The organism is Ruminococcus sp. Marseille-P6503 (assembly GCF_900604945.1).
Classification (GTDB): domain Bacteria; phylum Bacillota; class Clostridia; order Oscillospirales; family Ruminococcaceae; genus FB2012.
This window is the reverse complement of the sequence record NZ_UWPB01000002.1, coordinates 312,957-337,989: the sequence shown is the minus strand read 5'-3', so window position 1 is coordinate 337,989 and position 25,033 is coordinate 312,957. Positions and strand designations below refer to the sequence as shown.

Annotated in this window: 22 protein-coding genes; 17 read left to right on the top strand and 5 right to left on the bottom strand. The window is 48.8% G+C overall.

What is annotated here, in order from left to right; genetic code table 11:
- Positions 1-51 precede the first annotated feature (51 nt).
- Complete coding sequence (locus tag EIH25_RS07600; protein WP_124100293.1) at positions 52-1,326, bottom strand: D-alanyl-D-alanine carboxypeptidase family protein; 1,275 nt, start codon at positions 1,324-1,326, stop codon at positions 52-54.
- A gap of 269 nt (positions 1,327-1,595) precedes the next feature.
- Between EIH25_RS07600 and EIH25_RS07595 the strand changes: the two genes are divergently transcribed.
- The 8 genes from EIH25_RS07595 (at position 1,596) to EIH25_RS07560 (ending at position 8,754) form a co-directional block, all read left to right on the top strand.
- Positions 1,596-2,051 carry a cell division protein ZapA gene (locus tag EIH25_RS07595; protein WP_124100291.1) on the top strand — a complete coding sequence of 152 codons (456 nt, stop codon included), beginning with the start codon at positions 1,596-1,598 and terminating at the stop codon, positions 2,049-2,051.
- Entirely contained in the window at positions 2,048-4,111 is a 2,064-nt protein-coding gene (locus tag EIH25_RS07590; RefSeq protein WP_124100289.1) for a U32 family peptidase, read from the top strand. The genes EIH25_RS07595 and EIH25_RS07590 overlap by 4 nt, the downstream gene beginning before the upstream one ends.
- A 92-nt stretch (positions 4,112-4,203) precedes the next feature.
- Positions 4,204-4,641: a dUTP diphosphatase gene (gene dut, locus EIH25_RS07585; RefSeq protein ID WP_124100287.1), complete on the top strand. Its 438-nt coding sequence runs from the start codon at positions 4,204-4,206 to the stop codon at positions 4,639-4,641.
- Between the two features lie 23 nt (positions 4,642-4,664).
- Complete coding sequence (locus tag EIH25_RS07580; RefSeq protein ID WP_124100285.1) at positions 4,665-5,846, top strand: serine hydrolase domain-containing protein; 1,182 nt, start codon at positions 4,665-4,667, stop codon at positions 5,844-5,846.
- A gap of 34 nt (positions 5,847-5,880) precedes the next feature.
- Positions 5,881-6,366 (top strand): hypothetical protein, encoded by a 486-nt coding sequence (locus tag EIH25_RS07575; RefSeq protein ID WP_124100283.1) that lies wholly within the window; start codon positions 5,881-5,883, stop codon positions 6,364-6,366.
- Entirely contained in the window at positions 6,363-7,514 is a 1,152-nt protein-coding gene (locus EIH25_RS07570; protein WP_124100281.1) for an amidohydrolase, read from the top strand. The genes EIH25_RS07575 and EIH25_RS07570 overlap by 4 nt, the downstream gene beginning before the upstream one ends.
- 14 nt (positions 7,515-7,528) lie before the next feature.
- The gene (locus EIH25_RS07565; protein WP_124100279.1) at positions 7,529-7,894 is read left to right on the top strand and encodes a hypothetical protein; all 366 of its coding nucleotides are present in this window, start codon (positions 7,529-7,531) and stop codon (positions 7,892-7,894) included.
- A gap of 17 nt (positions 7,895-7,911) precedes the next feature.
- A complete protein-coding gene (locus tag EIH25_RS07560) occupies positions 7,912-8,754 on the top strand; it encodes a fumarate hydratase (protein WP_124100277.1) in 843 nt (280 codons plus the stop codon).
- On the opposite strand, the gene EIH25_RS07555 is transcribed toward EIH25_RS07560, so the two are convergent.
- The gene (locus EIH25_RS07555; RefSeq protein ID WP_124100274.1) at positions 8,749-10,074 is read right to left on the bottom strand and encodes an amino acid carrier protein; all 1,326 of its coding nucleotides are present in this window, start codon (positions 10,072-10,074) and stop codon (positions 8,749-8,751) included. The two genes, EIH25_RS07560 and EIH25_RS07555, sit on opposite strands and share 6 nt — an antisense overlap.
- 357 nt (positions 10,075-10,431) lie before the next feature.
- Between EIH25_RS07555 and EIH25_RS07550 the strand changes: the two genes are divergently transcribed.
- The 7 genes from EIH25_RS07550 to EIH25_RS07520 all read left to right on the top strand — a co-directional run bounded on the left by EIH25_RS07550 (position 10,432) and on the right by EIH25_RS07520 (position 17,473).
- A complete protein-coding gene (locus tag EIH25_RS07550) occupies positions 10,432-10,878 on the top strand; it encodes a hypothetical protein (RefSeq protein WP_124100272.1) in 447 nt (148 codons plus the stop codon).
- 111 nt (positions 10,879-10,989) lie between these two features.
- A complete protein-coding gene (locus EIH25_RS07545) occupies positions 10,990-12,531 on the top strand; it encodes a PH domain-containing protein (RefSeq protein WP_124100270.1) in 1,542 nt (513 codons plus the stop codon).
- Between the two features lie 79 nt (positions 12,532-12,610).
- The gene (locus EIH25_RS07540; protein WP_124100268.1) at positions 12,611-14,677 is read left to right on the top strand and encodes a chemotaxis protein CheA; all 2,067 of its coding nucleotides are present in this window, start codon (positions 12,611-12,613) and stop codon (positions 14,675-14,677) included.
- The gene (locus tag EIH25_RS07535; RefSeq protein WP_124100266.1) at positions 14,670-15,092 is read left to right on the top strand and encodes a chemotaxis protein CheW; all 423 of its coding nucleotides are present in this window, start codon (positions 14,670-14,672) and stop codon (positions 15,090-15,092) included. Before EIH25_RS07540 ends, EIH25_RS07535 begins: the two co-directional genes overlap by 8 nt.
- A 51-nt stretch (positions 15,093-15,143) precedes the next feature.
- Complete coding sequence (locus EIH25_RS07530; protein WP_124100265.1) at positions 15,144-15,977, top strand: protein-glutamate O-methyltransferase CheR; 834 nt, start codon at positions 15,144-15,146, stop codon at positions 15,975-15,977.
- A complete protein-coding gene (locus tag EIH25_RS07525; protein ID WP_124100263.1) occupies positions 15,967-16,974 on the top strand; it encodes a chemotaxis protein CheB in 1,008 nt (335 codons plus the stop codon). Before EIH25_RS07530 ends, EIH25_RS07525 begins: the two co-directional genes overlap by 11 nt.
- A 16-nt stretch (positions 16,975-16,990) precedes the next feature.
- Complete coding sequence (locus tag EIH25_RS07520) at positions 16,991-17,473, top strand: chemotaxis protein CheW (RefSeq protein ID WP_124100261.1); 483 nt, start codon at positions 16,991-16,993, stop codon at positions 17,471-17,473.
- Between the two features lie 79 nt (positions 17,474-17,552).
- Here EIH25_RS07520 and EIH25_RS07515 read toward each other — a convergent pair whose 3' ends face one another.
- The 3 genes from EIH25_RS07515 to serC all read right to left on the bottom strand — a co-directional run bounded on the left by EIH25_RS07515 (position 17,553) and on the right by serC (position 20,365).
- A complete protein-coding gene (locus tag EIH25_RS07515; RefSeq protein ID WP_124100259.1) occupies positions 17,553-17,846 on the bottom strand; it encodes a hypothetical protein in 294 nt (97 codons plus the stop codon).
- 84 nt (positions 17,847-17,930) lie between these two features.
- On the bottom strand, positions 17,931-19,085 hold the full coding sequence (locus EIH25_RS07510; protein ID WP_124100257.1) for a 3-phosphoglycerate dehydrogenase family protein: 1,155 nt from the start codon (positions 19,083-19,085) through the stop codon (positions 17,931-17,933).
- Between the two features lie 197 nt (positions 19,086-19,282).
- Positions 19,283-20,365, bottom strand: a complete 1,083-nt coding sequence (serC, locus tag EIH25_RS07505; protein WP_124100255.1) for a 3-phosphoserine/phosphohydroxythreonine transaminase — start codon at positions 20,363-20,365, stop codon at positions 19,283-19,285.
- 389 nt (positions 20,366-20,754) lie between these two features.
- On the opposite strand from serC, the gene EIH25_RS07500 reads away from it, so the two are divergent.
- Both EIH25_RS07500 and EIH25_RS07495 read left to right on the top strand, forming a co-directional pair.
- Positions 20,755-23,703, top strand: a complete 2,949-nt coding sequence (locus EIH25_RS07500) for an acyl-CoA dehydratase activase (protein WP_124100253.1) — start codon at positions 20,755-20,757, stop codon at positions 23,701-23,703.
- 20 nt (positions 23,704-23,723) lie between these two features.
- Positions 23,724-24,959 (top strand): 2-hydroxyacyl-CoA dehydratase, encoded by a 1,236-nt coding sequence (locus tag EIH25_RS07495; protein WP_124101295.1) that lies wholly within the window; start codon positions 23,724-23,726, stop codon positions 24,957-24,959.
- Positions 24,960-25,033: the final 74 nt, after the last annotated feature.

Sequence of the window (25,033 nt, the reverse complement as noted above, 5' to 3'; positions counted from 1 at the left end):
GGCGGATACAGTAAAATCTGTATCCGCCCGTTATTTTTATGTGTGAAAGCGTTATTTGTATTTTGAGGTTATACCCAGATATTCCTCAAGGCACTTACCGCTTTTTTCTACTGCCGTTGCAGTTTTAACGCCCAGATAACGGATATGCCAAGGCTCGTATTTGTAGCCGGTCACGCTTTCTTTATTTTTAGGATAGCGTATTATGAAGCCGTAATCGGAGCAGTTGGCGGCAAGCCACTTCGCTTCCTTTGTGCCCTCAAAGGACGAGCTCGCGTTGTTTACGTCCATAGCCAATCCCGTTTGATGCTCGCTGTGCCCTGCTCTCGCCGAATACCTGTCCGCCGCGGCTTTTCCGTCCCGGGCGGCGTAGCTTGAATAAAGATACTGCTGATACGAATATGAACGAAAACCTGAGCATATCCATAGGTTTATTCCGTCGTTCCGAGCCGCTCGCTGCATTTTATAAAAAGCGTTTAAAGCGGAGCTGTCCATATCCGGATTGTAATTTGACGGGAGCGCATAGGTCTTATTAGCGATAAGTATTCCTTCAACATATGTAATGCCGTTTTTCTTTATGATCTCCGGCTTGGTGGTAACGCTGAAGCTGTTTCCGAATGAGCCGAAGTAATTCTTTCTGTCCGCGTCACACTTATACGCGCGAATTCTGAATTTGTACTTAGTTCCCCGCTTAAGTCCTGAAACGCGGTATTGGTCAGCTGACGGATCCTTTACCGTGGCGGCATACTGCCACTTTTTTGTGTCAGGACTGTACATATAAATCTGATAGCCGTTGCAGGTTACCGGCTCCCAGAAAAGTCTTACCGCGTCATAGGTACGGTTGGCTTTTGTTATGGCTATCTTCTGGGGCTTTACGGCAGTACACAGAGTGTTGGAGTATCCGCTCCAGTAATTTACTCCGTCGATCTTGACATAGCTTTTTACCTTGTATTTATAGGCTGTTCCTGAGGAAACCTTTTCATCGGTCCACGAAGATATATTATTGTTTTTTATAGACGTTCGGCTGATAAAGCTGCCGGTTTTGAAGTCGTAGCGGTAAACGCGGTAGCCGGTCGCTCCCTTTACTTTGGTCCAATTCACAGTTACGGACTTATCTGTAGAGCTTAAGGAAATAAGCGAGGGAGAGTCGGGGGCGTCAGGCGTTACAGACGTCAGCGGATTTCCTGTTAATTGCCAAGCTGAAAAGCTTGCGGCGCTGTTCGCGACGTTCCGATAGGCCGCGGAGGTTACGGGCAATAATGCCTGCGTTCCCGCTGTAACCAGAAGGATAATCGCCGCCGAAACCGATATTATATGTTTAAAGATCATAAACCTCACCTGTCTTTTAACCTTTGAAAAAACGGTCTGCCTTCTGGCTTTAATTATAGCATAGAGAGTAAGTTTTTTCAATATTACGCCGCAATATTAAGAAATATTTTTTCGGGCTCGTTGAAATCAATAAAAAGTTACTGAATATAAGGTTAAATTGACGAAATAAGAGTTAAATTTATTTAAAGCCCTTTTCAAAATGTGAAAAATGTTGTATAATAAACTTAATAGTACCGATTTGATTTTTTCGGAAAGGAACGGATTCCACTATGAAAAACGAAGTTACAGTAAAAATCTTCAACAGAGAGTTTCGCCTGCTTACGGATGAAACAAAGGAGTATACCGACAGGCTTGCTTCGGAGCTTAACCGGAAAATGGCGGAGCTTATAAAGGCGAAGCCTACTCTCTCGCTTCAGGACGCCGCCGCCCTTATATGCCTTGAATGCTGCGACGAGCTTACAAAGGCAAGGCAGAGTATTGAAAATATCCGCTCTCAGATCAAGGACTATGTTGACGACGCCGGCGAGGCAAGGACCGCCGCCGACGAGGCTCAGAAGGAACTGAGGACTCTCAGAGAGAGGGTTGCCCAGCTTGAAAAGGAAGTAAAGCTGCGGAAATCCTTTGCTGAGGAAGGCGAAAAGCTGTCGGCTAAGGATATGATCTCTCACGATATAAACAAGGCGCTTGAAAATAAATATCCGTATAATTACGGCAAAAAGCAATGACGGAGATCCTTGCGCCCTGCGGCAGCCCCGAGGCTCTGGACGCCGCGCTCAGAACCGGCTGCGACGCCGTGTATCTGGGTGGAGAGGGATTTTCGGCAAGGCAGAACGCTGTGAACTTCTCCCGAAGGGAGCTTGAAAAAGCCGTTTATGACTGTCATGTAAGAGGGGTAAGGGTATATCAGGCGATAAATACGGCGGTAACCGACGATCAGCTTGAACAGCTTAAGGATACCGTCAGCTTTGCCTGCCGTATCGGAATAGACGGTCTTATTACGCAGGATCTCGCGCTGGTGCGTATCGTAAGGGAATGCTGCCCCGATATGGAAATACACGCCTCGACGCAGATGACGCTGCATACCGAAAGGGGCGTGCTTCTGGCAAAGGAAATGGGCTTTTCGAGGGCGGTGGTTTCAAGGGAGCTTCCGGCGGATATAATAAAACAGCTTTGCGGGCTTCCGATTGAAATAGAGGTTTTTGTTCACGGGGCGCTTTGTATGTCGGTTTCGGGTCAGTGCTACATGAGCGCGGTAATCGGCTCGAGAAGCGCTAACAGGGGCTTGTGCGCCCAGGCGTGCAGACTTCCCGTTTCGGCGCTGAAAAACCGAAGCGGAAGGTACGATCTGTCCCTTAAAGATATGTCGTATATCGGGCATATCAGGGAGCTTGCGCAGAGCGGCGCGGCAGCTTTCAAGATAGAGGGAAGAATGAAGCGGCCGGAATATACCGCCTGCGCTGTGGACAGCGTAAGAAAGGCGCTTGACGGAGAGCCTTACGATATGCAGACGCTTGAAAACGTTTTTTCAAGAGGCGGCTTTACCGACGGATATTATAATCGCAAGACCGGCCCTGAGATGTTTGGTATCAGGCAGAAGGAGGACGTTTTGTCGTCGGCGGAGGTTCTGCCCTTTATTCACAGGCTTTACCGCAGGGAATACAAGCGGAGCACAGTAAGTATGTTCGTCCGCATGAAGAAAAACGAAAGGCTTTATATCTCAGCCTGCGATGAAAACGGAATAACCGCCGAGGCGCGGGGAGAGGTTCCTCAGGAGGCGCTGAAGCGGTCTGCCGACAGGGATTATCTTGAAAGGCAGCTTTCAAAGCTGGGGGATACTGTTTATGAGCTTGGCAGACTGGAGGCGGAGGTTGACCGGGGGCTTATGTGTCCGGCTTCTCAGCTTAACGCGCTCAGGAGGGAGCTGTGCGCTGAACTCGACAGAAAAAGGTATGAATACCACACCAAAAAGCCTGTATTTACGCGGACGGAAACTGATATGATAAAAGCGAAAAAAATCAGCAAACCCAAGCTGAGGCTTTCGGTTACCGATTTAAATCAGCTTTCCGCGGCGGATATAAAAAAGGCGGAGCTTGTCATATGCTCTTCGGACGCTTTGGAAAAAGGCTTGTCCGGCGGGTCGGCGGTCAAGCTTCCGGCAGATAAGCTGGCGGCTGAAATGCCCCGTTTTACCTTTGACGAGGAAAGGGATTTCACTCGGCTTAAGGCTCTCAGGGAGCGCGGCGTTTCGCATTTGGTCTGCACAAACTATGCCCATATTTCAATGGGCAGGGAGCTTGGAATGACGATGCACGGAGGCTTCGGGCTGAATGTTACCAACTCCGCGGCTCTTGCGGAGCTGAAAAGACTGGGACTTGCCGACTGTACCGCTTCCTTTGAGCTTAAGATCGGTCAGATAAACGCGCTGAGCGGACAGCTTCCTTTCGGAGTAATAGGATACGGACGGCTTCCGCTTATGCTTACGGTAAACTGTCCCATACGTCAGGCGTCGGGCTGTAAAAGCTGCACCGGCTCGGTCAGGGACAGAACCGGCAGGGTATTTCCCGTCAAATGCTCCCGCAGGCAGGGGTATACCGAAATTCTTAATTCCGATATTCTTTATATGGGCGACAGGCTTGAGGAGTTTAAGACCGCGGCTTTTGTTCAGCTGGATTTTTACGACGAGAATCCCGGAGAAGTGAAAAGGATCATCGAGAGCGTTGAGAACAGGCGAGGCTGCGGCATTGCCGATATGACCAGAGGGCTTTATTACAGAGGGGTTCTGTAATACGGCGGTTTTGGAGCTGTTAAATAGCGGATAAGGTTTGCGTAAGGATACTGCTGATAAGGAGGAAGGCCTGTCTGTGCAGGCGTTATTATATGAAGCTGTTGATAAAAAAACTGAAAGAAAGCGCGGTCGTACCCAAAAGGGCGACCGACGGAAGCGCGGGCTATGATCTGTCTGCCTGTCTTGACGAGCCGCTTAAGGTAAGGGCGGGAGAGACTGTTAAAATACCTACGGGGCTGTGCGCCGAGATCCGCGGAGAGGAAAAGTGCGTTATGCTGATCTTTGCAAGATCGTCGCTGGCGACCAAGTTCGGGCTTGCCCCCGCGAACTGCGTAGGGGTAGTGGATACCGACTACAGAGGAGAGATACTTGTGGCTATGCGCAATCATTCCGACAGGGACTATACCGTCGCGCCGGGAGAACGTGTGGCGCAGCTTGTGATCACGCCTATTTTTACGCCGGAGACGGAGGAAGTCGGCGAGCTTTCCGATACTGTCCGGGGAGAGGGCGGCTTTGGCTCGACTAACTGAGTTACACTTGGAGGATTAATATAATGAACGTTAAAAAGCTTGACGAGATCGGCGGGGTATTGGACGGTCAGGTAGAGCGGGGCGACGTTGCGGGCGGCTCGGTCCTGGTCCTGCGGGACGGAAAGGAGATATACCGTCACAACAGCGGAATGGCGGATATTGCAAGAAATATTCCCGTTGAGGACGACACTATCTTCAGGATATATTCAATGACAAAACCTGTTACAGCGGCGGCGCTGATGATCTTACACGACAGAGGCATGTTTGATTTTGAGGACAGTCTTTCAAAGTATCTGCCGTTTTTCAAGGATATCACCGTTCTTGACGAGGACGGAAAAATCGTTCCCGCAAAGCGCGAAATAACTATCGGCGAGGTCGTAAATATGACCTCGGGTCTGGTTTATCCCGATATGGCTTATCCGGCAGGAATTAAAATGGAAGAGGTTTATCACAAATATTATGAGGAATCCGAGGCAGGCGCGAGAATTTCCACCCGTGAGCTTATGGAGCGCGCGGCAAAATCGCCCCTTGCGTTTCAGCCTGGCGAAAAGTGGCTTTACGGCATAGGCGCGGACGTTGCGGGCTTGCTTATCGAGGAGCTGAGCGGAATGAGCTTCCGTGAATTCCTTAAAAAAGAGCTTTTCGAGCCGCTTGGAATGCCTGATACGGATTTTTATGTGCCGAAGGAAAAGCTGGGCAGATTTTCGGAAATGTATCTCTGGAACGATAACGAAAACCGTCTTGAGGGAATTCCGTGGCAGCATCTTGGTCTGCGAGGTTTTTTCAAGGAGCCTCCTGCTTTTGAATCGGGCGGCGCGGGACTTGTTTCAACCGCGGACGATTATGCAAAATTCGCTTCAATGCTTATTCACGGCGGAGTTTCTGACGGCAGGCGTATTTTAAGCGAGAACGCGGTAAAAATCATGAGCACCGATTCTCTCACTCCCAGACAGCGGAAAACCTGCGACTGGGATCAGTGCAGGGGCTGCGGCTACAGCTGCCTGAACAGAGTTCTTACCGACCCGTCGGAGTGCGAGGGCGTAGGAAACGTCGGCGAATACGGCTGGGACGGCTGGCTCGGAACGTATTACAGCAACGATCCGATTGATAAGATAACGCTTATCTATATGATCCAGCGCTGCGGCGGTTTCGGCTCGTATCCGTCAAGGCAGATGAAAAAGATTATATATGAGGCTTTGAAATAAAGCCGATGGCTTAAAGGCAGGAAGGTGAAGGCTCATGATAACTCAGGAAATCCTGGAAGATTATATAAAACAAGCTGCTTTAGAGCTGTATTTAAAAGACGGCTATCTTATAGGCTGTCAGGTCTGTGAGAGAAGCATTATGTATAAGTTTGCGCATTATTTAGATAATTTAATAAGTAAAGATCCGGCTTTCGCAGGATATAACCTTGATTGCGAATATAACAGGGATATTATGGAGGTAAAACGCATTAACTGTTATTTAAACGGGGTTTATCCTGATATAATTATACATAAGCGAGGAACTAATAACGATAATTTGCTGGTAATTGAATGTAAGACATGGTGGAATTCAAATACTGATGATGACGTAAAGAAAATAAACGCATTTTTATCACCGGAAGAGCACTATAATTATCAGTTTGGACTGTGTCTTATATTTACGGAAAACAAAGAAAACATTAAATGGGTAACATATGATAAAAAACTATATGACCGTGCATTAAGGGAGCTGTATAAATGACAATATACAACGTAAGGATATATACCCAGAATAAAAACAGGGATATAATAGAAAAGGGATATGTAAGCTTTGAAAACGGAGTTATTACAAATATCGGCGCAGGAGCATATAACGAAATATCCGACGGCGATCTTGACGGAGAGGGAAAGACCCTTTATCCGGGCTTTATCGACGCTCACACCCATCTCGGGCTTACGACTAACGGAGTAGGCATGGAAAGCGAGGATTTTAACGAGGAAAGCGAGCCGGTTTCTCCTCAGCTGAGGATATGCGACGGAATAAATCCGTTTGATATAAGCTTTTCGGAAGCCGTTAAAGCCGGAATAACCTCTGCGGTGGTTTCGCCGGGATCAATGAATCCGGTGGCGGGCGATATCGCGGCGGTTTCCACAGTCGGAAAGCGTGTAGACAAAATGCTGCTGCGGACGGTGGGAATGAAATTTGCTCTGGGCGAAAATCCGAAAATGACCTATATGAACCGCGACGAAACGCCCTGTACGCGAATGGCGGTTTCGGCGATGATAAGAGAAACGCTGGCAAAGGCTAAACGATATATGGAGGACAAGGAAGCGGCGGAGGAAAACGGCGACGAGCTGCCCGATCTTGACATAAAATCAGAAGCTTTGATCCCTTTGCTCAAGCGCAAGGTCAAAGCGCATTTTCACTGCCACAGGGCGGACGATATTTTTACCGCGGTCAGGCTTGCAAAGGAATTCGGGCTTGACTATGTGCTTGTTCACTGCACCGACGGTCATCTTATCGCGGACGAGCTTGCGCAGGAAAAAGCTCTTGCTGTAGTAGGTCCGGTAATGTGCGACGCCTGCAAGCCGGAGCTTGCCAATATTACGCCGGAAAACGCCGGAATTTTAGCGCAAAGCAAAGTTAAGACCGCGGTATGCACCGACCATTCGGAAACTCCGATACAGTATCTTCCGCTGACGGTCGGTATCTGTATCAAGCACGGACTCAGCTTTCAGCAGGCGGTGGACAGCGTAACGATAAACGCCGCCGAAATTGCAGGAATAGACGATCTGTGCGGTTCTGTCGAGCTTGGAAAAAGAGCCGATCTGGTTATGTTCGAGGGCAATCCTTTTGAGGTTATGTCAAGTCCCTCGGCGGTGTTCGCGGGCGGCAAAAGGCAGCTTTAAGGAGAGAAACGGCTATGTATGATTTAAGAATATCAGATATGATGAAAATGCAGAGAGCGCTTTTTGAACTGCACAAGAATGAATGGTCTCCTATGGAAGCAGAATACGGCAAGGACTTTTTTTTGTGGATGATTGAAGAAATCGGGGAAAGTATTGAAATAATCAAGAAAAAGGGAAGCTCGGCTATTATGAATGATAAAGCCGTCCGAAAAGCTTTTTGCGAGGAAATGAGCGATGTTCTGATGTATTTTAACGATATATTACTGAGATATTCTGTTTCTTCGGAAGAAATATCCGAAGCCTATGTCAGCAAGCACAGCCGGAATATGGGCAGAGATTTTTCAGACGAATATAAAAATATGTATACCGGCGAAAATTAATATAAAAGGTGATATCAATGAGAGAAATCAACGTATCGGAAATTGAAAACACGGTCAGGGACCTGTGCATTAAGGCTAACCTTTATCTTCCTGAGGATATGGAGGAGTGCATAAGGCGCGGCGCGGAGGCTGAGAAATCTTTCGCGGGGAAAAATGTTTTTGACGATATAATCGAAAACATAAGGGTTGCAAAGGACGAAACCATACCGATCTGTCAGGACTGCGGAATGGCGGTCATATTTATGGACATAGGTCAGGACGTTCACTTTGTGGGAGGCTCGCTCAGCGAAGCGATAAACAAGGGCGTAGCGAGAGGCTATACCGAGGGCAGACTGCGCTGCTCGATAGTAAGCGATCCTCTTGAAAGGGTTAATACGGGCGATAATACTCCGGCGGTAGTCCATACAAGGATCGTTGAGGGAGAGCAGGTATTCATAACCGTTGCGCCCAAGGGCTTCGGAAGCGAGAATATGTCGCAGCTGAAAATGATGACCCCCTCGGTAACGGCTGACGAGATCGTCGACTGGGTCGTAGGCGTATGCGCGGCGGCAGGCTCGAATCCTTGTCCTCCTATCGTTATCGGCGTGGGTATCGGGGGAGATTTTGAAAAGTGCGCTTATCTTGCCAAGAAAGCTCTTTGCAGGAGCGTAAGCATAAGAAATCCCAAGCCCCTTTACGCGGAGCTTGAGAAAAAAATGCTTGAAAAAATCAACAGGCTCGGAATAGGACCGCAGGGCTTCGGAGGAACCCAGACCTGTCTTGCCGTAAATATAGAAGAAGCCCCGACGCATATCGCGGGACTTCCCGTTTCGGTGAACGTTGGCTGTCATGTGACAAGACACGCGGGCGCGGCGCTATAGACTCCGCTTTTTGTGCTGGGCTATCGCTTCGTTTGAAAGCAGCAGCAGCGCGGTCAGGTTGGGTATTGCCATTAGTCCGTTGAAAATATCGGATATTTCCCATACCAGTGAAACGGAGGTAACGGCCCCCGCGTAGGCGCACAGCAGAAAAATTATTTTATAGAGCTTAGTTTTTTTCGGCAACAGGTATTCCCATGCTTTAAGTCCGATGAAAAACCAGCCGACTATGGTAGCGAAGGCGAAAAGCGCTATGGAGATCCCTATAAATATTTCTCCGAAGGAGCCCAGACCGCTTCCGAAGGCTTTGCAGATAACGTCCGCCCCTCCGTCGGCTATGTCTATACCGCTGGTGAAAAGGGTCAGCGCGGTAAGGGTGCAGATGACCATAGTATCTATAAAGACCTCAGCCATGCCCCATGTTCCCTGAGTTACGGGATCCTTTATCTCGCAGCTGCTGTGAACGGCTACGGTAGAGCCAAGCCCCGCTTCGTTTGAAAATGCGCCTCTTTTAAGTCCGACGACAACTGCGGAATTTACAAGGAAGCCTGAAATGCCTCCCGCCGCCGAACGGAAATTGAATGCTTCACGGAAAATATCCTGCAACGCGGAGGGAAGATGAGCGATGTTTCTGCATATAACTATTAATGAGCCTGCAATGTAAAACAGCGACATCAGCGGAACGAGCCGTTCGGCGACCCTGCCAAGACGGCTGCCGCCGGAAACGGTAAACGCGGTAAGGATAACGACAGCGGCGGCGGTAAGCGGTACTGAAAGGGAGAAGCTTCCGCTGCATACCGATATAATGGAGTTGCTTTGAGCCATGCAGCCCATTCCGAGAGAGGCGAGAGTACAGCAAACGGCAAAAATTACGGCAAGCCATTTGGAATCAAGACCCTTTTCCATATAGCTCATCGCGCCCTTTGTTTTTGAATCCGCGCAGTATTTTACGCCCAGAATATTTTCGGTATAGGATAAAGCCATGCCGAAAAAGGCGGAGATCCACAGCCAGAATACCGCTCCCCGGCCTCCGGCGGCAACGGCGGTGCCGACTCCGGCTATGCTGCCTGTTCCTACCGTGGCGGCAAGGGCGGTGGAAAAGCCCTGAAGCTGTGAAAAAGCGCCTTTTGAACCGGCGGAAGCAGGATCGGGGGACTTTTTAAAGAGTGTTCCGATCGTGTTTCTGAGGATCTTTATGAGATGAAGCTGGGGAAAGCCCATTCTGACGGAAAGATATATTCCCGAAGCGAGCATAAGTATCAGCACGGGATATCCCCAGATCAGAGAGGAAAGCTTGTGGCATATCAGGCTTATTCTGTCCATTTGCTAAACGATTCCTTTCCTGATGAAAGACTGTCAGTTAATGATATGCCTGTCTTATGGGATTTATTACAGCAAAAAGCTTTTCCCGCGCTGCTGCCGGTACAGCTCAGGCAGCTTTTATAACCTATTCACCGATGTCCCCCGCCTTCCTAAGGCGGCGGAGTTCATTCGGTCGTTCAGCGGGCGATATAATTCCTCGCTGAATTCCTGCGGAGCTAAAGCTCCTGCGGTGAGGTTTCCTCGTCGCAGCCGATGTTAAGCATGCTTACATCGGGCTTTGCTCCGAGTTAAAGTAAGCCGAAAGGAGGATATGCTCGCCGACGTGACAAACGCTCACCGACGTGAACACTGATATATATGTATAAATACAAGCCAGCGAAGAGAGCGGCAGCGTCTATCTATATCCTGCTTACCTTTGTTCTTGTCGCGGTAACAGCGGCTATCTTTCTGCTTATTCCGCTTATAGGCGAATATGATATATATGTGGCAGCGGCATATTGGATAGTGCACGCTTTTTTCTCCTGCGTAATGATACCCATGTATTTCAGACATTCCATGATAAGCATTTCTCATGACGAGATAGTGCAGTACAGCGGAATGTTTACCCTTACCAGCGAATTTATGCCGATGGATTCGGTCAAGTCTGTAACGACTGTAATAACGCCGCTCAGCAGGTTTACCGGACTGAATTTTATAATAATAAACGCGCTAGGTTCAAAAATTCTCCTCGCGTTTATGAGAAAGGACGACTGTCTGGAGGCGACCAGGTATATAAATGATATTATAAGAAGCAGGAAGGTTTAGGATAAGACTGAATAAAGCTGTTTGCCGCGGCGCTGCGTTTAAATACTGCATTTTAAGCTGATTATGTGACCGCCGCGGCGTTTATCGGCGAAGAGAAAGGAAGGCGCTGATTTGAATGGACCTCAGGCGGTTCGGGCTGCCGCAAAGGAAAAAAAGAGCCGGCTCAGATCGTTTTTAAGACGACGTCAGCATCCGATAAAAATTATAAATTACACGTCAAAGAATATATGGCTGCTGCTTATACCCGTAACTAAGTATCTTGTGGCGGAAAGGTTTGATTTTCACAGCTGGATAAGAACCAACTGGCTTGATATCCTGACTATAATCGCGATATTCGCGTTTGCGGTTTTACGGTGGCTCTTTATCTATTATGAGATCGAGGAGGACGGTATTATCGCTCACACCGGACTGTTCGGTATCCTGACTACCAAGGTGTATTTCAGCGAGATAACCACCTTTTCATGTACGCAGGGCTATATCTACAACGCGGTAAACGCTTGTACCATGTTTATTGAAACCAATGCCGATTCGATACCGAAAACCGATATAAAGCTGGTGCTTTCGGAAAAGTGCGTGGGAGAGATCTATGAGGTAGTTACAAGACAGGGAAAAAAGCTGCCTAAATTTTCGGTATCGCCGAAAAAAACCTATCTTCTTGTTTTTTCTCTGCTGTTTTCCTCTACCCTTTCGGGAATGATCCTGTTTGGAACGTTTATGTTCGAGGTCTACAGGTTTGCGGGCAACGAGCTGGGCAGAAAGATGGAGGAGCAGTTTATCCGCAGGGTAAACGGTGAGATAATAAAAATAGACAGCCATTTCCTCCGGCTTTCAAGCACCATTCCAAAGGCGGTGCTGGTGCTGGGCGGGATTGTACTGGGAGGCTGGATGATTTCATTTACCGCGAATCTTATGCGGCACTGGAGCTTTACCGCCACCCGATGCGGCTCTCAGCTTATTGTCCAGAGCGGTATAGCTACGAAAAGAAAGCACGTTATCAACCGTGAAAAGATAAACTTCCTTGATTTTCAGCAGACGCTGCTGATGAAAATTTTCAAAATAAGCTCCGTTACGCTTTACTGCACAGGCTACGGCAAGAAAAGACGGGAATTTTCCGCCCTTATTCCTATAACCACAGACAGGGAGATGTGGGCTTCTCTTAAAATCCTTGAGCCGTCGGTTCCCAAGCCGAAAACAGAAATATCCACGGGCAGGCATGACCTGATGAGGTTTATGCTGATCCCCGCGATGCTGTGCTTCATTCCTCCGGCGGCGGGAACGGCGGCAAAGCTTATATTAAGCAAGTGGCATGAAGAAATAAATATCATAATGGTTCTTGCGGTCATTCCGTTCGTATGGCTGCTGATAGTTCAGATAAACGCGGCGTTTTCCACCCGCATGGGCTTTAAAAACGGGTACTGCACGCTTGTTTACTGTCCTATGTATCAGTTTCACAAGATAGTTATTCCCAAGAAGAATATCAGTAAGATATCGGTGTCGAGGAATATTTTTCAGAGAAAAAACGGGACCTGTACGTTAAAGGTATACACAAACGCGGAGAAAACAAAGTACCATAAGGTCAAAAGCCTGCCCTACGACAAGGTTATAGATATCTGCATACGGGAGGGCTATCTTATGGAGATTCAGAAAATATAAATCCGTACATTCAGGACAGGCTTTCAGCCCTGAGGCTTGCCGTACGGCGGGCTTGTTTGATACGGAAGGAGGGAAAGGTATGGCTAAAATCGACGCCGGTATGCTGCCGCTGCTGGACACGTTTGTTTTTGAAACGGACGGGCTCCTGGAAAGCCTTGACGAAATACTTATGCGTACTGAAAAAAGCGGTATCTCGGGAGACGACGTCAATGAGATATTCCGGATAATGCATACCGTAAAAGGCTCTGCCGCCATGATGGGGCTGAGCAATATGTCTGCTTTGGCGCACGCCGTCGAGGATCTGTTTTCCGTTATACGGGAGGACCCGTCCGTAAGCTACGACAAGGCGGAGCTTTACGAGCTGCTTTTTGAGAGCTGCGACTGCCTTAAAAACGAAACTGAAACGCTTGCGGACGAAGCTGCGGAGCTTACTGATTTTTCAAAGCTGGCAGCGGTTATACGTTCCTTTGCCGAAAAGCTGAAGCATACGGAAAACGCTTCGGACGGAGGGCATACGTTATCGGAAACGGAGCTTTTTCCCGAGGGGGAAAGCAGCGATATAAAAACCTTTAGGGTGGTTTACAAGGACGGCTGTTTTATGCCCGCGATAAGGAGCATGGTGCTTTTAAAGGCGCTTGGCGGCTGTGCCCGGGTGTTATCCACAATACCTGACGATCTGGACGGCGATTCGGCGGGAGACGAGATTCTGCACAGCGGGCTGTATATAAAGCTTTTGACGGACGACGCCGGAAAGGCTTTGGATACATTAAAGAACGGTATAGACGTGGTTTCCGCCGAGGAGGTGAAGCGTCCCGGGAGAGATGACGAAGACGGCGTTGCAGAGAGATCCGATTCAGGCAGCCGGTCGTCTTTGCCTGGAGAACCGCCTGCCGTTCATACCGATAAAATGGGCGCGCAGAGCAGTATCATATCGGTGCGGCTTGAAAAGCTGGACAGACTGCTTGAGCTGGTAAGCGAGATAGTCATAGCGGAATCGGCGGTAACGTCCAGCCCGGATCTGAAAAAATCCGGCGTCAGGCTTGACAGGTTCAAAAAATCTTCGAGAGAGCTGAAAAAGCTTACAGACGAGCTTCAGGACGTGGTAATGTCTATAAGAATGGTTCCGGTTTCCTCGGTTTTCTCAAAGATGAGCAGGATTGTCAGGGATATGAATAAAAAGCTGGGTAAAAACGCTGAGCTTGTCTTTCAGGGAGCTGATACCGAGGTGGACAAGTCGGTAATAGATATTCTGGGCGATCCGCTGATGCACATAGTAAGAAACGCCTTGGATCACGGAATAGAAACCGACAGTCAGCGCAAGGAGCAGGGAAAGACCGAGCCGGCGAGGGTCGTGCTTTCGGCAGGCTATGAAAGCTCCGAGGTTGTGATAAAATGTTCCGACAACGGAAGCGGAATGGATCCGAAAAGGCTGCTGGCAAAGGCGAAAAGAAACGGTCTGCTGACCAAGCCGGAAAGCGAGTATACCGAAAGCGAATGCTTTGACTTTATAATGAAAGCCGGGTTTTCCACAAACGAGGAAGTGACCGAGTTTTCCGGCAGAGGAGTGGGAATGGACGTTGTACGCCGCAATATTGAAAAGGTAGGCGGAAAGCTCAGCGTAAGCTCGGAACCGGGAGCAGGCTCTGAGTTTGTCATAAGAATACCGCTGTCGCTTTCGATAATCGACGTACTGGGCGTTGTCGCGGGAGGAGAGGGCTTCGCGGTTCCGATATCCTCCGTAGGAGAAGTGTTCAGGGCGCGTCCGGAGCAGCTTGTGACAGATCCGGGAGGAACCGAGCTGGTTATGTTCAGGGAAAAATGCCTGAGGGTGCTGAGGCTTTCCGAGGTATTCGGACTTGGAAGCGCGAAACAGGAGCTGACTCAGGGCATAATGCTCTACTGCGCGGAGGAAGGAAGAGAAGCGGTTCTGTTTGCGGACGAGCTTACCTCCGACCAGCAGGTGGTGGTAAAGCCTTTTTCGCCCCTGCTTTCAAGATTTAATCTCAAAGAAAAGGGTCTTATCGGCTGCTCGGTACTGGCGGACGGAAGCATACTGTTTATTGCCGGAGTAAACGAAATATTTAAGGCTCATGGCATAACGCCGTCGGGCGATAACGGAAGCGAGGAGGTATACGCAGATGAATGACAGCGCCGGAAGCCGCCGTATGCTGACCTTTTACAGCGGCGGAGGAAAATACGCGTTTGACATAATGTCTGTCAGGGATATTATTGAAATACCTCATATAACCCGTATTCCTCTTGCAGGCGGATATATCCAAGGGGTCATAAACCTGAGGGGAAAGGTTATCCCGGTGATGGATTTCAATAAACGCCTGGGACTTTCAGCCGGAGCGTATAATGAAAAAAGCTGTATTATCGTAGTAGAGGCCAACGGGTCGGGCTACGGAGTAATTGTGGAGAGCGCCGGCGACGCTGTGGTTTATCCGGAGGAGCGTTTTGCTAGGTCGCCTGTGGGCGATTCGTTTGTAAGCGGCTATGTTGACTGGGATAACGAGCGGATACAGCTTATCGACTGCGTAAGCCTTGCGGAAAAGGAATAACGCGGGTGCGCCGGAGGAGCGTTTTAAAAAAGAGGGAGGGTCTTGGTGTCAATGAAGCTGAGCGACGGCGATTTCATGCGTCTTGCCGGATTTATCAAGGCGAAATACGGGCTTGATCTGTATGAAAAGAAATTTCTTGTTGAAAGCCGTCTGACCAATTATGTGCTTGACAGCGGCTACAGCAATTTTTCGGAATATCTTGACGCAGTATACCGGGACCGAACGGGCAATGAGATGGCGAACGTCATCAACCGTCTGACTACTAATTATACATATTTTATGAGGGAAAAAGAGCATTTCAGGCATTTCAGCGAGGTTTTTCTGAGCGGAGCCGTCAGGAGAAGAGGAGGCAGGGAGCTTTCCATCTGGAGCGCCGGCTGTTCCTTCGGAAACGAGCCTTATAACTTTGCTATGTGCGCGGACGAATTTTTCGGCGGGTCGAAATATCTCTGGGATACCAGGATACTTGCGACGGATATTTCCTTTAAGGCCCTGAGATCTGCAAAGAACGGAATCTATCTTGAGGAATCGCTTAAAGCCCTGCCGGGTGCATGGATAGATAAATATTTTATCCGCCTTGCAAACGGGACCTATCAGGTCAGGGACGGTTTGCGCCGGGACGTTATTTTCAGATACCATAATCTTATGGACGAGATCAATTTCAAGCGTAAATTTGATCTGATCATATGCAGGAACGTAATGATATATTTTGACGAGCCTACGCGGGCAAGGCTGATAAATCGTTTTTACGACGCTACAAACGACGGCGGTTACCTCTATATCGGACATTCGGAGATATGCGCGGAAAAGGAGCTTTACGCAATGGAGGAGCCGGCGGTATACAGAAAGCTTTCAGCGGGGGAGGGAAAAGAAAATGGCGGATAAAAAGGTTCTCATTGCGGACGATTCCCAGCTTTTCTGCCGGATCGCCGGAGAAATAGTCGATTCCGCGGAGGGCTTCTGTAGCTGTGCGTCGGCGGGCAGCGCCTACGACGCCAGAGATAAAATCGAGAAGCTGAAGCCGGACCTTATCATACTTGACATTGAAATGCCAAGAATGAACGGTCTGCATTTTCTTGAACAGCTTATTCCTCAGTATGCGGTTCCGGTAATCGTCTGCTCCGGCACAAGCGAGTACGCTGCAGCGGCGTTTGAAGCCGGAGCTGCTGATTTTATCGTCAAGCCCGTAGGCGGCGGATCGTATGAAAGCTTCAAAGCTCAGCTGAAGCAGTCGCTGAAGCTTGCTCTTAATTTAAAATGCGTTAAATGCAATGGAAAATACTTTACTCTCAGAACGGAAAACGCTGTGCCTGACCGGAGAATAATTGCCGTTGCAGGCTCTACCGGAAGCACCGAGGTCCTGCCGGAATTGCTCAGGGGTCTTGGCTCGTCGCCGCCTCCCGTAGCCGTGGTGCTTCATATGCCGGAGGGCTATACCGGGATGTATGCCAAATGGCTCAACGGTGAAACCAGCCTGACTGTAACGGAAGCCAGCCACGGTCTTTATCTTGAAACGGGTATGGTTGTGATCGCGCAGGGAAACAGGCATATGAGAGTTTTCAGAGATGAAAAGGGATATTTCGTTTCCTGCGACAAAGGCTCAAGAGTTTCGGGGCATTGCCCTTCGGCGGACGTTTTGTTTGAATCGGTGGCTCACTGCGCCGGAAGGAACGCCGTAGGAGTTATTCTGACGGGAATGGGAAGCGACGGCGCAAAGGGACTGAAGCTTATGAAGGACGCCGGAGCGTATAATATTGGTCAGAGCAGGGATTCCTGCGTTGTATACGGAATGCCGAAAGCGGCTTTCGAGCTGGGCGCGGTCGATAAGCAGGCGGCGCCGGAGGATATTGCCGCTGAGATAAATTTAAGGCTGAACGCTTAAAGGAGGCGGGACTGTTTTGGAAAATATCAGCGGTGCGGGAAAATATCTTCTGTTTTTATCCGGAGGAAGAAAATTCGCAGTTGCGTTTGAGTATATAAAGTCCATAATCGTTGCAGGCGGACTGTATAAAATACCCGAGTTTCCCTATTATTTTGCGGGAGCGTGCATGACGGACGGAAAGACCGTTCCGGTAATAGATTCGCGGCTGAGGTTCGGTTTTCCCGAGGGGGAGATAACCGACAGAAGCTGTATAATAATAGCCTATGCCAACGGGGAGAGCGGCGGAAGGTTTGAGATAGGGATACTTACCGATACGATTTCCGTAATGACAGACGTTTCCGCCGAAGATATACAGCCCTGTGTTCCTATTTCAAAGGAAGCCTATACCCGTTATCTGAAAGGCGTTTTCATACGGGACGGAGAGCCCTGCTATATAGTAAGCCCCGACCTGATGATAAACGACGCGGACAGAAAGAGCGCGGAGGAGATTTACGGATAAAATAAACGGCATATGTATCAAAGCAAAAGCGGCCGCCGTATTAAGGCAGCCGCTTGGTTATTTATTATAATAAAACACACTATTCGCTGTACATCATCGCGGCGGAAATACCGTTTATAAGCCCTACAGCAAGTCCGGAGACAGCGTAAAAGACCTCCTTGGGTATTCCGGCAAGTATGGAAATAATGCCGAAAACAAGCACAAAGCCTGCCATTCCGCCTATCTGGACAAGAAACTTATGTCTTTCGATAAAAGGACAATTTTCCGTAAGCTTTCTGACTATTTTTCCGCTTCGGTCAATAAGCCTGTAGACAAAATAGGAAAGGCACATCGGCAATCCCAGAAATAAAACGGCAGACATAACTTCGCTCATAGTCAATTTCTCCTGTTATCATTGAAAAGAGGCTGTTCCGCAAAGCTTTATCTGCTGCGGAACAGCCCTTTTACGACGTATGAATTAAAGAACTCTTACCTTAACGACGCCCTCAACGGCATTGATAGCCTCGACATCGACCTCGCCGTTTACGTCCAACATCGTATAAGCCCAATCCTTCTTGGACTTGTTGACAAGATTTTCAATATTTGCGCCCTTATCTGAAACCGCGGCGGTCACCTGTGAAATGATTGCCGGAGTATTTTTGTGAAGCACGCATACGAGAGCGTCGCCGGTCTTGGCAAGCTCCGCGTTGGGGAAGTTTACGGAATTTCTGATAGCTCCGCGCTCAATGTAGTCTATAAGCTCGTTTGCCGCCATTACAGCGCAGTTGTCCTCTGATTCCTCGGTGGACGCGCCCAGATGAGGGATAGCTACGATATTTTCCACGCCGAGAATCTCGTCGCAGGGGAAATCAACGACATATCTTGAAACCTTGCCGCTTCCGACAGCTTCAATGATGTCGGCGGAATTTACAAGCTCGCCCCTTGCGAAGTTAAGAAGCTTTACTCCGTCCTTGCAAAGCGCGATAGTTTCCTTATTAATGGTATCCTTTGTTTCCGCGTTGTAGGGAAGGTGCAGGGAAATATAATCGGCGCAGGCGTAAATATCGTTGATATTGGCGGTTACCTTTACCTGCGGCTTAAGGCTGAGAGCCGCGCCTACTGAAAGGAACGGGTCGTAGCCTATAACGTTCATACCCAGTGATATAGCGATGTTTGCAAGCTTTCCGCCGATCGCTCCCAGGCCGATAAGACCCAGAGTCTTGCCCATTATTTCACAGCCGGCAAAATTGCTCTTTCCTTTTTCCACCAGCTTTCCGACCTCTGCTCCGCTGCCCTTAAGGCTCTGCGCCCACTGCATTGCCTCGGGTATCTTTCTTGAAGCCATAAGCAGACCGCAAAGCGCGATTTCCTTAACCGCGTTAGCGTTGGCGCCGGGAGTATTGAAAACAACGATTCCCTGCTCCGCGCACTTGTCTACGGGAATATTGTTTACTCCCGCTCCGGCTCTCGCGATAGCAAGAAGCTCAGAGGGCATTTCCATATCGTGCATTTTTGCGGAACGAACCATAATAGCCGTAGGGTTTTCCGCGTTGTCGCTTACGGAGTATTTTGCCTTGTCGAAAATATCTGTTCCGCAGGCGGCGATTTTATTTAAGGTTTTAATTTCGTACATTGTAATTACCTCTTCCCAAAAAATGTGATAAGCGGTTAATGATCGCTATGAAATTATCCTGACAATCAGCAGTCCGGCGACTGCGAGCGCAAAGCATACCGCGGCAGCTTTAATGCGTATTTTGCCGGGCTATTCTTTTTTATATTCGTCGCTGAGCTGAAAATCCGGTCTCATAAACGTCGCCGCTCGTTCTTTAATTAAGCGTTTTCCGCTTCAAACTTCTTCATGAACTCAACAAGCTTCTCAACGCCCTCGATAGGCATAGCGTTGTAGATGGAAGCTCTCATTCCGCCTACGGTTCTGTGACCCTTGAGGTTTTCAAAGCCCGCCGCCTTTGCCTCTGCAACGAATTTCTTGTCAAGCTCTTCGTTTCCGGTTACAAAAGGAACGTTCATAAGCGATCTGTCCTTAGGCTCAACAGTGCCCTTGAACAGCTTGCTCTGATCGAGGAAGTCATAAAGTATCTTGGCTTTCTTTTCGTTATGAGCCTTCATAGCCTCAAGGCCGCCCATTTTCTTGATCCATTTGAATACCTTGCCGCAGATGTAGATTCCGTAGCAGGGAGGGGTGTTATAAAGGGAATCGGCGTCTGCCTGAGTTTTCCATTTCAGCATGGTAGGAGTACCCTCCAGAACGTCGTCGCTGATAAGATCCTCGCGGATAATTGCGATCACAACGCCGGCAGGGCCGATATTCTTCTGAACGCCGCCGTAGATAACGCCGTACTTGGTTACGTCGACAGGCTCGGAAAGGAAGCAGGAGGAAACGTCCGCCACAAGCGTCTTGCCCTTGGTGTCAGGCAGCTCCTTGAACTTTGTGCCGTAGATAGTGTTGTTTTCACAGATATACACATAGTCCGCGTCCTCAGGAATATCCAGATCAGAGCAGTCGGGGATATAGGAGAAGGTCTTGTCGGCTGATGAAGCGACCGCAACGGCTTCGCCGTATCTCTGAGCCTCCTGATAGGCTTTCTTCGCCCACTGTCCTGTAATTATGTAAGCCGCTTTCTTATTCTTCATAAGGTTCATAGGAACCGCCGCAAACTGCTGAGAAGCTCCTCCCTGAAGGAAAAGAACCTTGTAGTTGTCGGGAATATTCATAAGCTCGCGGAGATCCTTTTCGGCGCCCTTGATGATGTCGTCAAACGCCTTTGAACGGTGGCTCATCTCCATAACGCTCATTCCTGTGCCCTTGTAATCCATCATTTCCTCGGCAGCCTCTTTAAGAACCTCCTCGGGAAGCACGGCGGGGCCGGCGCTAAAATTATAAACTCTACCCATTATAATACCCTCCATGAAATTAAAAATAAATTAACATTATTATTATATTACTTTTCCCTGTTAAAGTCAAGGGATATGCGGAAAATCTTTAAGCCATGACATTCCAATTTATATATACTGAACAATTTTCGGACGTCCGGTTTGTATATATGTTATATCAGATCAGGATCAAACGCTTTTGCGTTTTGCCGGAAGCAATGTTCCGCGGCAGGTTGTAAATCCTTTCTATTTTATCCTGCTTTGATCTGCATAATTTGCGAATTAATAATAATTGATTTTTGTATAATGTCTTAAAGTTTTGCCGAGACGGGAAAAAGTATTTGATTTTTGCAAAGTTTATGATATAATATAAAAGTATACGAAATACATATAGCAAAGAGGTAATGCTGATGAATAAAATTTACAGCCTTGGTATAGATGTAGGCTCTACGACAGTCAAGACCGTTATTCTTGACGGAGATAACATTGTTTACAATAAATATGAAAGACATTTTTCAAAGGTCCGCGAAACGGTGGGAGAACAGCTCAGGCTGATAAGAGAGCTTTATCCGGCGGAAACGTTTAAAATCGCCATTACAGGCTCGGCGGGGCTGGGAATCGCCGAAGCCTGCGGAATAACCTTTGTTCAGGAGGTATTCTCTGCCTTTACAGCGGTAAACAAGGCTTATCCCGACGCCGACGTGGTTGTCGAGCTGGGCGGAGAGGACGCGAAGATAATCTTCCTTACCGGCGGAGTCGAGCAGCGAATGAACGGCTCCTGCGCCGGAGGAACCGGAGCCTTTATCGACCAGATGGCGGGGCTTTTGGGCGTTGCTCCGGACGAGCTGAACGAGCTTTCGCTCCATGCTGAAAAGATATATCCTATTGCTTCGCGCTGCGGCGTTTTTGCAAAATCAGATATTCAGCCGCTGCTCAATCAGGGAGCAAAAAAAGAGGATATTGCCGCTTCTATTTTTCAGGCGGTAGTTGATCAGACGGTTTCAGGACTGGCGCAGGGCAGAAAAATCGCGGGTAAGGTGCTTTTCCTCGGAGGACCTCTTTCCTTCCTCAGCGGACTCAGAAAGGCGTTTGTGGACACTCTTGGGTTAGACGAGGACAATGCGGTTTTCCCTGAGCTTGCACCCTGCTTTATGGCGTACGGCTCGGCGCTCCACGCTCAGCAAATGGGCGAGGAGATGACTATAGACGAGGCGCTTGATAAGATACTGAACGCAAAGGCAAAGGATTCGATCGTAACCGGAAAGCCTCTGTTTGAGTCGCAGGAGGATTACAGAAGATTTGTTGAAAGGCATAAGCAGTCCGACCTTAAATATGAGGATATAAAGACCTACAGGGGCGACGCCTATCTGGGAATAGACGCCGGCTCGACCACTACGAAGCTTGTGCTTATAACTCCTGAGGGAAAGCTTCTGTACCAGTATTACGGCTCAAACAAGGGTCAGCCTCTTGACGTTATCGCCGCCAAGCTGGAGGAGATATATTCCATATGCACCGACGGACTTAATATCAGGTCCTCGGCGGTAACCGGCTACGGGGAGGATCTGATAAAAGCGGGTCTGGGAGTTGATTACGGTATTGTTGAAACCGTGGCTCATTACAAGGCGGCGGCGTATTTCTGCCCCGACGTCGATTTTATCATAGATATAGGCGGACAGGATATCAAATGCTTCAAGATAAAAAACAACGCTATCGACAGCATTATGCTGAACGAGGCCTGCTCTTCCGGCTGCGGCTCGTTCATACAGACCTTTGCTCAGGCGATGGGCTATGAAATATCGGAGTTCGCAAGGCTGGGGCTTTTTGCAAAGGCGCCTGTGGAGCTTGGCTCAAGATGTACGGTGTTTATGAATTCCTCCGTAAAGCAGGCTCAGAAGGACGGAGCGAGCGTTGAGGATATTTCCGCGGGGCTTTCCTCGTCTATAATCAAAAACGCTATTTACAAGGTAATAAGAGCCAAGTCGGTGGAGGAGCTGGGAAAGAACATAGTCGTTCAGGGAGGAACCTTTCTTAACGACGCGGTTCTGCGTTCCTTTGAAACGGAGCTTGGCAGGAACGTTATCCGTCCGGCTATAGCCGGGCTTATGGGAGCGCTGGGCTGCGCTCTCTTCGCGATGGAAAAATCAAAGAGCGGCACAAAGCCCTCAGGTCTGCTGAACAGGAGGCAGCTTACGGAGTTTGCCTACAACTCAATGGCGACTCAGTGCAGAGGCTGTACCGCTCACTGCAGTCTGACCGTAATAAAATTCAACGACGGCCACAGGTTTATTTCCGGAAACCGCTGCGAAAAGGGAGCGGGAATAAAGCTGGAAAACCGTATTGAAAATATGGTAGAATACAAATATAACCGTATTCTGGATTTTGAGAAGAAAAAGCCGGCTAAGCCCATAGCAAGAGCGGGTATCCCGCTGGCGCTGGAATTTTACGATCTTATGCCGTTTTTCCATACCCTTCTTACCGAGCTGGGCTTCGAGGTAGTGTTCTCGGAGGAATCCACAAGAGATACCTATTACAAGGGACAGCAGACCATTCCCTCGGATACCGTATGCTATCCTGCAAAGATATGTCACGGTCATATTCAGAGCCTGCTTGACAAGGGCGTGGACTTCATATTCTATCCCTGCATGAGCTATAACGTTGACGAGGGGCAGTCGGATAATCACTACAACTGTCCTGTGGTCGCTTATTACCCGGAGCTTTTAAAAGCTAATATTCCCGAGCTTAACAGCGGCAACTTCATCGCTCCGTATTTGGATATAAATATCAAAAAGCACGTTGCAAAGGTAGTCGCGGCGTCGCTTGCAGGCTACAGGATCACTGCCAAGCAGGTCGCTTCGGTGCTTAACAGGGCTTATTCCGAGCAGATAAGACACCGCCGCCATATTGAGAGAAAGGCTCAGGAGATAATCGCTCAGGCGAGAAGGAACGGTCAGAAGATAATCGTTCTCGCGGGACGTCCCTATCATATCGACCCGGAGATAAATCATGGAATACATAAGCTTATAGGCTCTCTTGGCTTCGCGGTCGTTACGGAGGACAGCGTGGCGGGACTGGTTGACTGTCCCCCGCTTGACGTGCTTAACCAGTGGACATACCATTCAAGGCTTTACAGGGCGGCTCAGTACGTTTGTCAGAACGATGATATGCAGCTTGTTCAGCTTGTATCCTTCGGCTGCGGAATCGACGCCGTTACTGCCGACGAGGTAAGAGCTATTCTCGAGGAAAAAGGAAAGCTGTACACTCAGCTGAAAATAGACGAGATAACAAATCTCGGCGCGGCGAAGATCAGACTCCGTTCGCTGGCCGCCGCTCTGGAGGAAAAGGAGGAGAACGCGAAGTGAGCGAGGAAAAAACAGCTAAAATGGGCTCGGAGCGCGTATATAAAACGGTATTCACCGAGGATATGAAAAAGGATTACACGATACTGATCCCCGATATGCTTCCGATACATTTTAAGCTTATAATAAAAATATATGAAAAATACGGCTATCACATGGAGCTGCTGCAGAACACCTCGAGAAACGTTATAGACGAGGGACTGAAAAACACCCATAACGACGCCTGCTATCCTGCCCTTCTGGTTATCGGGCAGTTTATGGACGCTCTTAAAAGCGGAAAATACGACGTGAACAAAACTGCTCTGCTTATGTCCCAGACGGGAGGAGGCTGCAGAGCTTCAAATTACATTCACCTTATAAGAAAGGCGGTAGCGGCTCAGTTTCCGCAGGTTCCGGTTATATCCCTGAATTTCAGCGGACTTGAAAAAAATCCGGCGTTTCCGATGACTCCGGCAATAGCGCTCAGGCTGGTATACGCCGTTATGTACGGCGATATGCTCATGCTGCTGTATAACCAGTGCAAGCCCTATGAGCTTACGCCCAATATAACCGACCAGCTTCTGGCAAGGTGGCAGCACCGGCTCGGAAAGCTTATGGAAACCAACGATTATCTTTCTCCCAAGCCGATCTACAAGGCGATGCTGAAAGAATTTGCGGCGATTCCCCGTTCAAAGGAGAAAAAGCCCAGAGTAGGCGTGGTAGGGGAAATATATGTTAAATATTCGCCGCTGGCGAACAATCATCTGAACGAATTTCTGCTGTCGGAGGGCTGCGAGCCTAATGTGCCGGGGCTGCTTGATTTTATTCTTTACTGCGCTTCGGATCTGATAAACGACGCGGATCTTTATGATAAAAAAACAAGCCGCACGCTTATGTACGGCATAGGCTATAAGGTTCTGTATAAATTCCAGCGTCAGCAGATAAAGGTCATTGAGGAGCACGGGGTTTTCCAGCCGCCTCATGATTTTGAGCACCTGAGAAAATGCGCCGACAAGTACATTCATCAGGGTGTGAAGATGGGCGAGGGCTGGCTTATTACAGCGGAAATGGCTGCGCTGGCGGAAACGGGCACAAAAAATATCATATGCGCCCAGCCTTTCGGATGCCTGCCCAATCACATTGTGGCAAAGGGTATGTCGAGAGTGATAAAGGAGGCGTATCCTGACGCCAATATAGTAGCTATCGACTACGACCCGGGCGCGACTAAGGTAAATCAGGAAAACCGGATAAAGCTTATGCTCGCCAACGCTAAGATCTAGCGGTAACAGTACGGATAATATTTTGCTTCGGCAGGCTCGGCGAAGCTATGCCGGTTAAGCTGAAAACGACAGGG

Coding starts and splice junctions, on each gene's coding strand:
- EIH25_RS07600 (WP_124100293.1), bottom strand. CDS start 1,326: ATGATCTTTAAACATATAATATCGGTTTCGGCGGCGATTATCCTTCTG.
- EIH25_RS07595 (WP_124100291.1), top strand. CDS start 1,596: ATGAAAAACGAAGTTACAGTAAAAATCTTCAACAGAGAGTTTCGCCTG.
- EIH25_RS07590 (WP_124100289.1), top strand. CDS start 2,048: ATGACGGAGATCCTTGCGCCCTGCGGCAGCCCCGAGGCTCTGGACGCC.
- dut (WP_124100287.1), top strand. CDS start 4,204: ATGAAGCTGTTGATAAAAAAACTGAAAGAAAGCGCGGTCGTACCCAAA.
- EIH25_RS07580 (WP_124100285.1), top strand. CDS start 4,665: ATGAACGTTAAAAAGCTTGACGAGATCGGCGGGGTATTGGACGGTCAG.
- EIH25_RS07575 (WP_124100283.1), top strand. CDS start 5,881: ATGATAACTCAGGAAATCCTGGAAGATTATATAAAACAAGCTGCTTTA.
- EIH25_RS07570 (WP_124100281.1), top strand. CDS start 6,363: ATGACAATATACAACGTAAGGATATATACCCAGAATAAAAACAGGGAT.
- EIH25_RS07565 (WP_124100279.1), top strand. CDS start 7,529: ATGTATGATTTAAGAATATCAGATATGATGAAAATGCAGAGAGCGCTT.
- EIH25_RS07560 (WP_124100277.1), top strand. CDS start 7,912: ATGAGAGAAATCAACGTATCGGAAATTGAAAACACGGTCAGGGACCTG.
- EIH25_RS07555 (WP_124100274.1), bottom strand. CDS start 10,074: ATGGACAGAATAAGCCTGATATGCCACAAGCTTTCCTCTCTGATCTGG.
- EIH25_RS07550 (WP_124100272.1), top strand. CDS start 10,432: ATGTATAAATACAAGCCAGCGAAGAGAGCGGCAGCGTCTATCTATATC.
- EIH25_RS07540 (WP_124100268.1), top strand. CDS start 12,611: ATGGCTAAAATCGACGCCGGTATGCTGCCGCTGCTGGACACGTTTGTT.
- EIH25_RS07535 (WP_124100266.1), top strand. CDS start 14,670: ATGAATGACAGCGCCGGAAGCCGCCGTATGCTGACCTTTTACAGCGGC.
- EIH25_RS07530 (WP_124100265.1), top strand. CDS start 15,144: ATGAAGCTGAGCGACGGCGATTTCATGCGTCTTGCCGGATTTATCAAG.
- EIH25_RS07525 (WP_124100263.1), top strand. CDS start 15,967: ATGGCGGATAAAAAGGTTCTCATTGCGGACGATTCCCAGCTTTTCTGC.
- EIH25_RS07515 (WP_124100259.1), bottom strand. CDS start 17,846: ATGAGCGAAGTTATGTCTGCCGTTTTATTTCTGGGATTGCCGATGTGC.
- EIH25_RS07510 (WP_124100257.1), bottom strand. CDS start 19,085: ATGTACGAAATTAAAACCTTAAATAAAATCGCCGCCTGCGGAACAGAT.
- serC (WP_124100255.1), bottom strand. CDS start 20,365: ATGGGTAGAGTTTATAATTTTAGCGCCGGCCCCGCCGTGCTTCCCGAG.
- EIH25_RS07500 (WP_124100253.1), top strand. CDS start 20,755: ATGAATAAAATTTACAGCCTTGGTATAGATGTAGGCTCTACGACAGTC.
- EIH25_RS07495 (WP_124101295.1), top strand. CDS start 23,724: ATGGGCTCGGAGCGCGTATATAAAACGGTATTCACCGAGGATATGAAA.